Source organism: Pseudoalteromonas gelatinilytica (assembly GCF_001641615.1).
Classification (GTDB): domain Bacteria; phylum Pseudomonadota; class Gammaproteobacteria; order Enterobacterales; family Alteromonadaceae; genus Pseudoalteromonas; species Pseudoalteromonas gelatinilytica.
The window spans coordinates 92,875-106,515 of sequence record NZ_LRRU01000018.1; the positions used below are offsets into that span (position 1 = coordinate 92,875).

At 42.3% G+C, this 13,641-nt stretch carries 13 protein-coding genes; 6 read left to right on the plus strand and 7 right to left on the minus strand.

Features of this window, described 5'->3' with window-relative positions; translation table 11 throughout:
* Positions 1-107: 107 nt before the first annotated feature.
* The 4 genes from dnaG to rsmD form a co-directional block, all read right to left on the minus strand.
* The gene (gene dnaG, locus NH153_RS09070) at positions 108-1,859 is read right to left on the minus strand and encodes a DNA primase (RefSeq protein WP_063703036.1); all 1,752 of its coding nucleotides are present in this window, start codon (positions 1,857-1,859) and stop codon (positions 108-110) included.
* A gap of 136 nt (positions 1,860-1,995) precedes the next feature.
* Positions 1,996-2,442 carry a GatB/YqeY domain-containing protein gene (locus NH153_RS09075; protein WP_062568695.1) on the minus strand — a complete coding sequence of 149 codons (447 nt, stop codon included), beginning with the start codon at positions 2,440-2,442 and terminating at the stop codon, positions 1,996-1,998.
* Between the two features lie 21 nt (positions 2,443-2,463).
* Entirely contained in the window at positions 2,464-2,679 is a 216-nt protein-coding gene (gene rpsU, locus NH153_RS09080) for a 30S ribosomal protein S21 (RefSeq protein WP_002957797.1), read from the minus strand.
* 145 nt (positions 2,680-2,824) lie between these two features.
* Positions 2,825-3,442, minus strand: a complete 618-nt coding sequence (gene rsmD, locus NH153_RS09085; RefSeq protein ID WP_063703038.1) for a 16S rRNA (guanine(966)-N(2))-methyltransferase RsmD — start codon at positions 3,440-3,442, stop codon at positions 2,825-2,827.
* Between the two features lie 209 nt (positions 3,443-3,651).
* Between rsmD and ftsY the strand changes: the two genes are divergently transcribed.
* The 5 genes from ftsY (at position 3,652) to glsB (ending at position 9,758) form a co-directional block, all read left to right on the plus strand.
* A complete protein-coding gene (ftsY, locus tag NH153_RS09090; protein WP_082874032.1) occupies positions 3,652-5,793 on the plus strand; it encodes a signal recognition particle-docking protein FtsY in 2,142 nt (713 codons plus the stop codon).
* 53 nt (positions 5,794-5,846) lie between these two features.
* A complete protein-coding gene (gene ftsE / locus NH153_RS09095; RefSeq protein ID WP_054560978.1) occupies positions 5,847-6,524 on the plus strand; it encodes a cell division ATP-binding protein FtsE in 678 nt (225 codons plus the stop codon).
* On the plus strand, positions 6,521-7,507 hold the full coding sequence (ftsX, locus tag NH153_RS09100) for a permease-like cell division protein FtsX (protein WP_063703040.1): 987 nt from the start codon (positions 6,521-6,523) through the stop codon (positions 7,505-7,507). Before ftsE ends, ftsX begins: the two co-directional genes overlap by 4 nt.
* Positions 7,508-7,893: 386 nt before the next feature.
* Positions 7,894-8,757, plus strand: coding sequence for an RNA polymerase sigma factor RpoH (gene rpoH / locus NH153_RS09105; protein WP_054551048.1), 864 nt, complete (start codon positions 7,894-7,896; stop codon positions 8,755-8,757).
* Positions 8,758-8,837: 80 nt separating this feature from the next.
* On the plus strand, positions 8,838-9,758 hold the full coding sequence (glsB, locus tag NH153_RS09110) for a glutaminase B (RefSeq protein ID WP_063703042.1): 921 nt from the start codon (positions 8,838-8,840) through the stop codon (positions 9,756-9,758).
* 6 nt (positions 9,759-9,764) lie between these two features.
* Here glsB and NH153_RS09115 read toward each other — a convergent pair whose 3' ends face one another.
* Positions 9,765-11,069, minus strand: coding sequence for an inosine/guanosine kinase (locus NH153_RS09115; protein WP_063703044.1), 1,305 nt, complete (start codon positions 11,067-11,069; stop codon positions 9,765-9,767).
* A gap of 180 nt (positions 11,070-11,249) precedes the next feature.
* Here NH153_RS09115 and tadA point away from each other — a divergent pair, with 180 nt between their 5' ends.
* Positions 11,250-11,747: a tRNA adenosine(34) deaminase TadA gene (gene tadA, locus NH153_RS09120; protein WP_063703046.1), complete on the plus strand. Its 498-nt coding sequence runs from the start codon at positions 11,250-11,252 to the stop codon at positions 11,745-11,747.
* Here the strand turns inward: tadA and NH153_RS21845 are convergent, their stop codons facing one another.
* On the minus strand, positions 11,748-11,918 hold the full coding sequence (locus NH153_RS21845) for a hypothetical protein (RefSeq protein WP_167350237.1): 171 nt from the start codon (positions 11,916-11,918) through the stop codon (positions 11,748-11,750).
* Positions 11,919-12,020: 102 nt separating this feature from the next.
* Positions 12,021-13,490 carry a membrane-bound lytic murein transglycosylase MltF gene (mltF, locus tag NH153_RS09125; RefSeq protein ID WP_063703048.1) on the minus strand — a complete coding sequence of 490 codons (1,470 nt, stop codon included), beginning with the start codon at positions 13,488-13,490 and terminating at the stop codon, positions 12,021-12,023.
* Between the last annotated feature and the right edge of the window lie 151 nt (positions 13,491-13,641).

Genomic DNA, 13,641 nt, shown 5'->3' on the forward strand with positions numbered 1-13,641 from the left:
ACTCTGAAAGTTGATACAACAGGCGCCAGCTCGCTTATTAATTAAGCGACACGAAAACTAACTAGACGCAGTGAATAGCACAGTATAACAGCATTATTCAATTCTGACTAGCTGTTGCTGCCTTTTAACGCTTGTGTCAGTAAGTGGCATTCTAGCCTTTCTTCGCTGCTTAAGCCTTGGGTTTTGTCTTTTATTAATAGGGTCTCTAGTCGATAATTTAAACACTGGTCTTCAATAAATTTAAAAGTATTTTTAAAAACCGTCTCTAAACGATCGTCATTTATTTGGTGCTGCCAAGTTGCTAACTTCACTAGCGCGTCATATTCAGCGCCACCCCTAAATGACTCTAAAATTTGTGCGGTGGTGACACCTTCACGCTCTAGGGCTAAATGCTGAATGCGTAAAAATAATTCAATACCCGCGATTTTCATTTCTGCTAATTCTGGCATATAGGCTATGCTGGTCGCCAAATTAGGGTGTTGCAATAAAATCCCAATGGCTTGGCGCATCGGTGTGATTTTAAATTTTCGTTCAATAGCATGTTGCTGTTTTGGCGATTTAACGCGGTTATTTAATTGCTCCCGCGTACGACCAATTAAACGGCCAAGATGTTCCAAAATATTTTCTTGGTAAAAATCACTGGGGATTTTTTCAATTAGCGGTAGGGCATCACTGAGTAGTTTTGCTTTACCTGCATCTTGAGTGAGATCAACCTCTTGGCTGAGCTTATTAAACAGCACCTTGGTAAAATCATCTGCTTCATTTAATCTTGCTTCAAAAGCGTCTTTACCTTCTTTTTGTACTAGCGAATCAGGGTCTTCACCGTCTGGTAAAAAAACGAACTTCAATGATTTACCATCTGCAAGATAAGGAAGCGCATTCTCAAGCGCTCGCCATGCTGCATCACGACCAGCGCGGTCACCATCGTAACAACAAATCACTTTATCTGTGGTTCTAAATAACGTGTGCATATGCTCTGCAGTGGTGGCTGTGCCAAGGGCTGCGACAGCATATTCAATGCCTTGCTCGGCTAGAGCAACGACATCCATGTAGCCTTCAACAATTAAAATATGGTCGAGCTTTTTGTGAGCTTGCTTTGCTTCGTATAATCCATAGAGCTCAAAGCCTTTGTGGAAGATACGGGTTTCTGGTGAGTTAAGGTACTTAGGACCTTGATCCGCCTGCATAACTCGGCCACCAAACGCAATAACTCGACCACGTTTATCGCGAATAGGGAACATGAGTCGGTCACGGAAAAAGTCAAATTGACGACCTGGCGATTTTTCAGACGCAAGCTTTAGCTCAATGAGCTGCTCTTTTTGATCTTTATTGCGGCCAAGTTGCTGGCATAGCGCTTCCCATTCGCTCGGGGCATAGCCAATCATGAACTTTTTCGCTGTTTCTCCGCTTAAGCCACGACCTTTGATATAGTCGATAACCGTTTTCGAGTTGGCATGATGCTTTAATTGATGCTGATAAAAGCGTGCTGCGTGTAACATTAAATCGTAATCAGAGCGCTTTTGTTCGGCTGTACGTTGTGGGCCTGAGCTGCCCCCTTTTTCACGAGGTACGTCTAAATTGAGCATACTCGCTAACTCTTCAATGGCATCAACGAATTCTAATTTGTCGTATTCCATAACAAATGAAATTGCATTGCCATTGGCACCACAACCAAAGCAGTGGTAAAACTGTTTATCTTGAGAAACGGTAAAAGAGGGTGACTTTTCGTTGTGGAATGGGCAACAGGCTTGGTAGTCTTTACCTGCTTTTTTTAGGCCAACTCTCGAATCAATTAACTCAACAATATCTGTGCGGGCGAGTAAATCATCAATAAACTGTCGAGGGATCTTTCCGGCCATAGCTGTTGTTTTTTCCTGCGCTATCTTTGCGTTCTAAAATAAGATTTGAACACAATTACTGTGTTTATGAAAGACTAAAAGCAAGAAACCGAGCACTAGGCTCGGTTTGCTTGAATCATACATCTGTATGTGGGGGTTAGGCAGTTAATCGTTGCTTGATTAAGCCAGAAATCTTACCTAAATCGGCACGACCTTCAGCTTTGCTTTTGATAACTCCCATTACCTTACCCATGTCTTGCATACCCGCTGCATTTGTATCAGCAATAGCCGAGTCAATAAGAGCAATGATTTCTTCTTCACTCAGTTGTTGAGGTAAGAATTCTTCAAGTGCTTTAATCTCATTGGCTTCAATTTCAGCTAAATCTTCACGACCCGCATCAATGTACTGGGTGTAAGAATCGCGACGTTGTTTTACAAGCTTCACTAGAACAGCGGTAATACCGTCATCATCAAGTGTAATTTGCTCGTCAATTTCACGTTGCTTGATTGCTGCAAGTACCATGCGGATTGGCTTAAGACGTTCTTTGTCTTTTGCCTTCATCGCATCTTTTTGCGCATCTTTTAGCGTTAATAAAAGGCTCATTTATACAAGACCAAATACTGATTAGTATAATTTAACGCGACGTGCGTTATCGCGAGAAAGCTTCTTCATGTGACGCTTTACTGCAGCAGCTTTTTTACGCTTACGCTCAGCTGTTGGTTTTTCATAGTGTTCGCGACGACGAACTTCTGAAAGGATACCTGCTTTTTCACATGAACGCTTGAAGCGACGAAGTGCTACGTCAAACGGTTCGTTCTCTCTTACTTTAATTACTGGCATTAAAAATTCACCTACCTAAATAATGAGCGTTGCTCAAGTTGATCAAATAACGATCAAGTGGTTCAAAAATGGTGCGGTATTGTAATCCGAAGCAACACCACATGTAAAGGATAATATTAACAGAAACTACGTTTGCAAAACAGTGTTAATTTACCTCTCGCTGATATAAGCGGCAAATCACTTGTCCGGCGGTTTTTTCTTTTAAAAGCATCCAGTTATCTGGAATGTCAAGGCTGTTTAATTCGCTTTCGACTTCAACATATATTAGCGCTTGGGCAGTTAACCAGTTATTTTCTTCGAGTAAAAAACAAGTTTTTTCAGCTAAGTTTTGTCGAAATGGCGGGTCAACAAAAACCAAATCAAATTGCTCGTTTTGCGCATTATTAGCTAATAGAGAAAGGCTATTATCTTGTTTAATCACTGCATTATCTAATTTAAGCGTGCTAATGTTTTCTTTTAGCTGAATAGCGGCACCTTTATCGAGCTCAAAAAAGGTAGCGCGTTGAGCAAAGCGAGATAAAGCTTCAAACCCTAAGCCGCCAGAACCGGCAAAGCAGTCAAGAACAGCTGCGCCTCGGGTATCTTGCATTAGCCAGTTAAACACCGTTTCTTTAATGCGATCTGTGGTTGGACGTAACCCTTGCACATCTTTTACAGGGAGTTTCCTACCTCGAAATTGTCCGCTAATGATACGAATAAAGCCATTTGCTGATTTATTGTTCGTTGCTTTCACTTGGCGGTTAGCTGTTGATTTTTTTCTCATTTAACTCACTAATCATTGGTAACTGACCCCTAGCTCAGATAATATTGTATGCAATAGCTAGCGTGTCATTTTTCTACTGCGCTAAAAGTGATAGTATTGCGACCTTAGCGATAGATGGTACCTGTTTATGTTTGGCTAAAATGCTGAACTGTCACCAAACTATTATTCATGTAAGTTTATCAGATTTTTATAAGTGGTTATTAGCAAGTATGGCAAAAAAAAGTAAATTCCTGTCTTGGTTTGGTTTTGGCAAATCAGATAAGCAACAAGCAGAGCAAGCAGCAAAAGAGGCTGATAACCAGAAGCAAATAGAAGAACAACAGCGAATTGAAGCCGAAAAGGCAGAAGCTGAACGTTTAGAACAAGAACGCATTGCTGCAGAAAAGTTAGAAGCAGAACGTTTAGAGCAAGAGCGTATTGCTGCAGAAAAGGCAGAAGCTGAACGTGTAGAGCAAGAGCGTATCGCTGCAGAAAAGTTAGAAGCAGAACGTTTAGAGCAAGAGCGTATCACTGCAGAAAAGGCAGAAGCTGAACGTGTAGAGCAAGAGCGTATCACTGCAGAAAAGCTAGAAGCTGAACGTTTAGAACAAGAACGTATCGCTGCAGAAAAGGCTGAGGCGGAACGTATAGAACAAGAACGCATTGCGGCAGAAAAGGCAGAAGCGGAGCGTTTAGAGCAAGAACGCATTGCTGCAGAAAAAGCAGAAGCTGAGCGTTTAGCTCAAGAGCAGCAAGCGGCAGAACAACAACGTCAAGAACAACAAGCTCGTCTTGCTGAGCAAGAAGCAGCAATGAAATTAGAGCAAGAACGTGCTGCAGCAGAACAGGCGCAGCGTGAAGCCGAGCAAATTGCTGCAGAAAAGGCAGAGGCAGAGCGTTTAGAACAAGAACGCATTGCGGCAGAAAAGGCAGAAGCTGAACGTCTAGAGCAAGAACGCATTGTTGCAGAAAAGGCAGAATCGGAACGTTTAGAGCAAGAACGTATCGCGGCAGAAAAGGCAGAAGCTGAACGTGTAGAGCAAGAGCGTATCGCGGCAGAGAAAGCACAAGCGGAACGTTTAGAGCAAGAACGCATTGCGGCAGAAAAAGCAGAAGCTGAGCGTTTAGAACAAGAGCGTATTGCGGCAGAGAAAGCAGAAGCGGAACGTTTAGAACAAGAACGCATTGCGGCAGAAAAAGCAGAAGCTGAGCGTTTAGAACAAGAGCGTATCGCTGCTGAAAAAGCAGAAGCGGAACGTTTAGAACAAGAGCGCATTGCTGCTGAAAAAGCACAAGCGGAGCGCTTAGAGCAAGAACGTATCGCGGCAGAGAAAGCAGAAGCGGAACGTTTAGAGCAAGAGCGTATCGCGGCAGAAAAAGCGGAAGCGGAACGTTTAGAGCAAGAGAAAGCTGCTCAAGCAGCTGCTGAAAAACCTAAGAAAGAAGGTTTCTTTGCACGTCTTAAAAAAGGTCTATTAAAAACTCGCGTTAATATCGGTTCTGGTTTTGCGTCTATATTTAGCGGTAAGAAAATTGACGATGAGTTATTTGAAGAACTAGAAACACAATTACTGACAGCCGATTTAGGTGTTGATACAACAATGAAGTTGATTGATAACCTAACCGATGCAGCCGATCGTAAGCAGTTAAAAGATGGCGATGCTTTATACGAGTTAATGAAGCAAGAAATGGCAAGTATGCTTAAAACCGCTGAGCAGCCGTTGGTTGTAAGCGGTGAGAAAAAGCCATTTGTTATCTTAATGGTGGGTGTAAATGGTGTAGGTAAAACCACCACGATTGGTAAATTAGCGAAGCAGTTCCAAAACGAAGGTAAGTCAGTGATGCTTGCTGCGGGTGATACCTTCCGTGCTGCAGCGGTTGAACAGCTGCAAGTATGGGGTGAGCGTAATAGCATTCCTGTGATTGCTCAACATACAGGTGCAGACAGTGCGTCAGTGGTTTTTGATGCATTTCAGGCGGCAAAAGCCCGTAATGTTGACGTGTTAATCGCCGATACAGCAGGGCGCTTGCAAAATAAAGATAACCTAATGCAAGAGCTTGAAAAAATTGCCCGTGTAATGAAGAAAATTGACCCAGATGCACCGCATGAAGTTATGTTAACTATTGATGCAGGTACAGGTCAAAACGCAATTAGCCAAGTTAAATTATTTAATGAATGTGTTGGTTTAACGGGCATTACTTTATCTAAACTAGATGGTACCGCTAAAGGTGGTGTGATTTTCGCCGTTGCAGATAAATTTAATATCCCAATTCGTTACATTGGTGTTGGTGAAGGTATTGATGATTTACGTACCTTTAATAGTAGTGACTTTATTGATGCACTATTTAGCCAAGACGAGGATGACGCATAATTAACTAAAGGGAGCTTGCTCCCTTTTTCGCTGCAAGATGATTGATAACTAAAATGATAAATTTTCAGCAAGTCAGTAAAACATACCCAGGCGGCCATCGTGCCCTTGAAAAAGTCAGCTTTCATATCAAGCCTGGCGAACTGGCCTTTTTAACCGGGCACAGTGGTGCAGGTAAAAGTACCCTATTGAAGCTTATTAGCTTGATGGAGCGCCCATCGGCAGGGCAGGTGCTTATTAATGGTGTTGATTTGAATGCGGTTAAATCACGCCAGATCCCTTATGTGCGCCGCGACATTGGTATCATCTTTCAGAATCACCGCTTACTAGAACGTTACTCTGTGTTTGATAATGTTGCCTTACCTTTAATTATTGAAGGCACGCACCACAAGCAAATAGCTAAACGTGTTCACGGTGCGCTTGATAAAGTTGGGTTACTTGATAAAGCGAAGTGTAATCCAGCAACCTTATCAGGTGGTGAGCAGCAGCGTGTTGGTATTGCTCGTGCTATCGTCAATTCACCGCCAATTCTATTAGCTGATGAGCCAACCGGTAACTTAGACCCTGAGCTTTCAATGGACATATTACGTTTATTCGAAGACTTTAATAATCATGGCACAACCGTACTGATTGCAACCCATGACATTGGCTTAATTGCGCGTATGCGTTATCGCAGCCTAACACTGAAAGATGGCCGTATGATTGACGATCCGTTAGCTGAGGGGGCACTATGAGTTTATTGTTTAAAAGCCGCAACAGCCAAAACGAACGTCAGAAAAAGTCATTTTTAGCAGCGCCTTATTTCTTCTTTATTAATCTTATTCGTCAAGGTGTGCATAGCTTAGGTGAAATGTGGCGAACACCTCTTGCTTCATTGATGACCATTGCCGTATTAGGATTAAGCTTAACGCTGCCAGCGACACTTTATTTAGTGGTTAAAAATGTCTCGCAAGTAAGCACTGGCTTTGAAGATGCTGCAGAGATTTCGTTGTTCGTAAAAGAAACTATGAGCGAGCAACAAACACAAACCTTGGTTAAGCGTTTAGCACTCTACCCTGAAGTAGATAAAGTGGAGTTTGTTTCAAAGGGCGACGCCCTCACTGAATTTAAACAAGTATCAGGATTTGGCCAAGCACTTGAATATTTAGATGCGAACCCGTTACCAGATGTTGTTATTGTTACACCGACAGCACGATACCGTCAGCCAAATACGGCAAAACAATTACTGCAAAAGCTTGAAGCCGAAAGAGAAGTTGATTTTGGTAAACTCGATATTGCTTGGCTTGAGCGATTAAATGCACTTTTAAGTTTATTAAAAGAAAGCGTGATCACCATTGCTCTACTATTATTAACCTCCGTCACCCTGATCATTGGTAATACTATCCGCTTATCAATCATGGATAAGAAAGATGAAATTCAAGTGATGAAGTTAGTAGGGGCGACAAACACCTTTATTCATGCGCCATTTTTATGGACAGGGATTTGGTACGGTATTATTGGCGGTTTGTTCTCTTTTATTTGTGTTGCATTAATGATGTGGTGGCTTGGTGCTGCTGTAAGTGATGTTGCGGGTGTTTATGAAACCAGCTTTGACTTAATTGGTTTAACACTCTCAGAGTTTGGCATTTTAGTCGCGCTTGCAACAGGCTTAGGATTTGTTGGTTCTTACCTATCAGTTAACCGCTACATAAAAGAAATTGAACCCGATAAAGTGTAATACCAATCGACTTAAGTATTTAACCAATCTAGCGAGCTAAATAAAGCGCTAACTGCGTTATAAATTTTTCATGTAGAACTACTATATGTCAAAATATATGCCTTGTTATCACTTCATTTATCTGTCGCTATAATTGGTCAGTAACTTAACACGATTGGTATGAATTTTTTGTTACACTGCTCTTTTAGCGATAAATAGTAGTCGCTGTTAATTTATCAAAATATCACTCCAAGCTAGAATTCATCGCTTATTCAGCGTGTTAGCGTAGACTAAAAATAGATACAAAAACCACTTGATTTGAACTTTAAAAAAGTTTTTAATTGAAGTTAGCACTCTCGCTTAAAGAGTGCTAAGATGGTTTCAAATGTTTATCACTGAGGTGAAAAATGAGTAAAGATTTATACGCAATGGCACTTACTGCAGGTCAACAGAGCGCAAGTATGGACGGCTACCTTCAAGCGGTTAGCACTATTCCTATGCTTGATGCAGAGAAAGAAAAGCAGTTGGCGACACGTCTTCAGGAAGAAGGTGATCTTGAAGCTGCGAAGCAACTCATTATGTCGCATCTACGCTTTGTTGCTCATATTGCGAAAAGCTATTCAGGTTATGGCTTACCGCAAGCTGATTTAATTCAGGAAGGTAACATTGGTCTGATGAAAGCGGTAAAACGTTTCGACCCAAGTGTAGGTGTTCGCTTAGTTTCATTCGCAGTACACTGGATCAAAGCCGAAATTCATGAATACGTACTTAAAAACTGGCGTATCGTGAAAGTTGCAACAACAAAAGCGCAACGTAAATTATTCTTCAACCTACGTAAAAACAAAAAGCGTTTAGGTTGGTTTAACCAAGCAGAGGTTAGCACCGTTGCTAATGAGCTAGGTGTAAGTGAAAAAGAAGTACGTGAGATGGAATCACGTATGAGTGGTCAAGATATGGGCTTTGACTTAACGGGCGACGACAATGACGACGCACCGACAAGCACATACTCGCCAGTACAGTATTTAACAGATGGCAGTGCTGACCTTGCTGATGATATCGAAGAACAGCAATGGCAAGAACAGTCTCATGCACGTTTATTCAGCGCGTTAAAAACCCTTGATGAGCGCTCACAAGACATCGTAAGTGCGCGTTGGTTAGCTGACGACAAAGCAACACTGCAAGAGCTTGCTGAAAAGTATAACGTTTCTGCAGAGCGTGTTCGCCAGCTAGAAAAAACAGCGATGAAAAAGCTGCAATCAGCAATGAGCTAATAGCAATCGCTATAGCAAACCATCTTTAGTAGACTACAAAGCCTCGCAAATGCGGGGCTTTTTGTTTTAAAGGACGCGGTATGTCACAGATTGATTATCAACAAGTATTAGATGAAATCACAAGAGAAGTTCAACCATTACTGAGCCAAGGTAAGGTTGCTGATTATATTCCTGCGCTTGCAGAGGTTGAGCCAAACCAGTTCGCTATTGCGATTCATACAGTGGATGGGCAAACCTATTGTGCGGGTGATTGTGGTGCGCGATTCACGATTCAATCTGTGTCTAAGGTAATGACCTTAACCTTAGCACTTCAACGTTATGGTGATGAGCTGTGGCAACGAGTTGGTAAAGAGCCTTCAGGCACTGCTTTTAACTCTCTTACACAGCTTGAATTTGAACAAGGCATACCACGCAACCCGTTTATCAATGCTGGTGCGATTGTTACCTGTGATGCTTTATGTAGCCGTTTATCTGCACCGATGCATTCAATGCTTGAGTCATTTCGTCAGTTATCAGGGAATGCTCAGGTTGTTATTGATAAGAAAGTGGCAAATTCTGAGTATGAGTTTCGTCATCGTAATGCCGCGATGGCGCATCTAATGAAGTCATTCGGCAACTTTAATAATGAAGTGGATGATGTGTTATGGGCCTATTTTAACTTCTGTGCTATTGAACTGAACTGTTTAGAATTAGCAAAAGCTTACAATTACCTTGCTAATCAAGGCAAAGATGCCAACGGCAATAAAGTGTTGAGTGCAAGACAAAATAAACAACTAAACTCGTTATTGTTTACCAGTGGTTTATACGATGCTGCAGGGGATTTTGGCTACCGTGTTGGCATGCCGGGTAAGTCAGGGGTGTCGGGTACCATATTAGCTGTGCTACCGAATCAATTTACTGTGGCTGTTTGGGCACCAAGACTTAACTCGTATGGTAATTCAGTGGCTGGGATAGCGGCCCTTGAGCGTTTATCCCAGAAACTGGATATTTCGATTTTTTAGTGGAGATTACTGATCCCAGTAAACTTGCTCTAAACAATCTTCACGTTCAGGTAAACCACGCGATAAACGTGGCGAATGCTGAACAAGTACTTCATAACTTGCACGGTTAGCGTATTTACTAATTTGTGCAAGCGATGAATACGTCATAGCAGGCTGCTGATGTTTCGCTGAGTTTGCCACATTAAGTTTGTGATAAACGTTTGCTGATAAGTCATGCAGTACCGCAGCTAGCGCACAGTCGCCCGCACCATTGGTATTTTTAATGCTGTCTGGACCACCCATAAACGGTGCGGTGTGGCTGTATGCACGAATTGGGTGTTGGCAGTCCTCTTTACGCATTGCGCGCGAAAATTCATAACGGTTAAAGTCAGCAATAGCGCCTGGCAAGAGCGGGTACTCTGTCTCACGTTTGAAAGATTCGTCTACGTAACCGGCCATAAACAAGCCTTTTTCGCCGGCCGTACAAATAACTAAATCAGTCCAGTCTAGTGCTTTGTCAGCAGCTAAAAGTGGATCTTCAAAGCCAGTGATAGCTAAACCTTCTTCTTCGTTCATAGCAAGAATGTCGACATGCTTTTTGACAAACTCTGCCCACCAAGTTGGGTCTTGTTCAATCAAGAACTTAGTACCGAGTGTTAAAACCACAGGCACACCCGCATCATTGGCATATTTCACTGCCTGCATGGTAGCTTCAGTCATGGTTTCATCACCTTGCGTACGCATTAAGTATGCGCTGATCACCAATGCTGAAGAGTTCTCGATGAGTTCTTTATCGATAGATTCAGGACGAAGGTGATTCATAAGTCCTGCGCTGATCGCGAAGGTACGTTCACCGGTTTCGTCAATAAGAGTAAAACAGCGACCAATTGGGCCATCGACAGGTTGAAGATAATCAAGATCAACGCGGCTAGAGGTATTACATAAAAAACGATATGCATAGCTGCCGATTTTGATATTTTCACTCATTACCCCTAACAGCACCGAGCGGTCATCAGCTAGGGTTGAGTAGTTGTGCATGGTGTTACCCACCGTACCACCGGCAAACTCATAGTCGATCATGTTGTCGAGTTTCAGTCTGTCGTATAACGCATTGGTAATATCGCTATCGATCACTTGCGACATGCCACGGCGCAATTGAAATTCATCTAGGAAAGCTTGATCAACTTTCGCTTCAATATCCACCACAATTTGGTCGATACCCGTAATATAACTACGTTGTAGTCGTTCGGTTGAGTTAAGTTGATTTGTTAGTGGATCTTTGGCTTCCACCGGAAAATAATGTTTATGCCTGCGGCGTCCAGGAAATTTCATTTGCTACCCGTGTTGTAAGCTAAATAAAAAAAGCGCGAGATTATAGCGCAATATGGGTCCATTGAGCCATGAAAAAGCCGCTAAAATTTGCGTTAATTTTTTAGTGTAGCAGTATTTATTGCCCTTTTTATTTACTAACTAGGTATAATTACTCACAGTTTTACAAGATTTGTGTGATATATGAGCGAACAATTTAGCGACGAGTATTGGATGGAAAAAGCATTAAACTACGCCAATGAAGCGGCTGCGATTAATGAAATTCCGGTTGGTGCTGTGCTGGTAAAAGACAATCAACTGATATCTTATGGCTATAACCGCTCAATTACCGATAACGATCCATCTGCTCATGCTGAAATGATGGCAATCCGCGAAGCAGGTAAAGTACTTAATAATTATCGACTAATAGATTGCACCTTATATGTAACGCTAGAGCCCTGTTCGATGTGCGCAGGCTTGTTGGTTCATAGTCGTATAAAGCGACTAGTGTTTGGTGCCAAAGATGCAAAAACGGGATCGGCAGGATCAATTATGAATTTGCTACAAGAACCCAGACTTAATCACCAAGTTGAAGTAACCAGCGATGTTATGGGGGAGCAGTGTGGGGCGGTGATATCTCAGTTTTTTAAGCGTCGTAGAGAAGAGAAAAAGGCGGCAAAGCTGGCAGCTCGCAACGCCTAGTTATACAACCGGCGTTGCAGGAATTTGAGCTTCCATTAACTGCATCGCAAATAAGCGGCGACGCCAAATAACTTTTTTATGCGTGTTACGCAGCATGATACGACGGCGTGTCGCTGTCGAGTAAATAACATTACGCTTGAACTTATGTGTCTTGCGTCTTCTTTTTAACATGTGTGCTCCTTAAGTGAGAGTAAAGCATGGCATGGTCCATTCCATTTCTACTAGAAGATAATGATCATTTGATGACAAGTAAACAGATTTCGGTGCTTGAAGTTAGTTGTTTTCTGACTTCTGTTGCTCTGTATTGCTTTGTTGAGTGTTGTCGCTTGGTTTTATTTCGCTCGCCTCTGTTGCAGGTTTTGCTTCTTCAGCGGTTTGTTGCTCGATCTCGGGATCCGCAATTGCATCATTTTCGTCAAGCCAAACCAAGGCATCGTAATAACGACGAATGTTATCAACATACTGTACAGCAACATCGCCCCGAGCATAACCATATTTGGTTTTACGGTAATAACGTTTTTTAATTAAAAGCGGTAAGCGTTTTTTTACATCAGCCCATTTGTCGGGGCTTGCCCCTTCTTGTTCGGTAATAATCCGCGCGTCATTGACGTGTCCCCAGCCGACATTGTAAGACGCTAAGGCAAACCAGGTTCGATCGGGTTGCGGAATACGGTCTGGAATGCGAGAAATTAATTGTTCTAAATACTCAGCCCCCCCTTTGATATTTTGCTCTGGAGCTAGGCGGTTGCTTACACCAACATGTTTTGCCGTTGCTTGAGTGAGCATCATTATGCCACGCACACCCGTTGGTGACTTCGCTTTTGGGTTCCACATTGATTCTTGGTAGCTCAGCGCGGCGAGTAGTCGCCAATCTATGTTACCTGCGTATTGCTCGAACCAAGGTTGGTACTTAGGTAAAGTGTCTTTTATTGCTTCGATATACGCTAGCGTATTCACATAATTGAATTGGCGAACATGACCGAAGTATTTTTCTTCTAGCACATAAAGCTGGTTGCTTTGTTTTACATCGCCAAAAAATGGCACCATTAAGGCATATAATGAGTCGTCACCATCTTTTCTAAGTAGCCAAGCGATAGGGTCATTGCGGGTAACCGAGAAACCTATACTCAAATTTGGGTGATAGCGGCGAAATAGTGATAGGGTGTGTGAATCTGCTAAGGTGTAATCAATTTCACCGTCGATGACAGCTTGTAAAAGCTCTTCTTCATCCATGTCTTCTGTTTCGTTCCAGCTAAGTTCTGGATTGAGCTGTTTTAATTGTTGTAGTGCCAGCGAGTGACTGCTTTTGGCTAGAACAGTCAGGTTGCCTGTTAAATCTGCAAACTCACGTGGTCTATTACGGCCTTGTTTATAAACTAGTTTTTGGCTAATGCTACGATAGGTGGGGCCAAACCGATAATGCTCAGCACGAATTGTATTATAGGTAAGACCCGAGGCAATAAGATCTAAATCACCACTTTCTAAACGCGCAAACATATCGGAGAGATTGAAAAAAGGCACCATTTCGAGTTCAACACCGACATAGTCAGCAAATTCTTGCGCTAACTCATATTCAAAGCCTTGCACACCTTGTGGTGCTTGATAGTAATTACTCGCGCCAGCTAATGTGCCGACTCTAATTTTGTTCTGTGCCTTGATATGTGCAAGCTGCGAAGATTGCTGTTGCATATCGCACGCACATAACATGAGCACTAAACTAAAAATAGCGAGTAACTTTTGCATAGATTATAAATGCCCCTTAAACCATTACCTTACCGTTATAGCAAAACTTCAAAGCCGCGTCACTTGGCGAATAGTTTTAGTTATCTATTTAAAAATTAATAACAATAACAGGGTTGCTGATAGATAAGTCATACAGAACAAGAACCTGCAG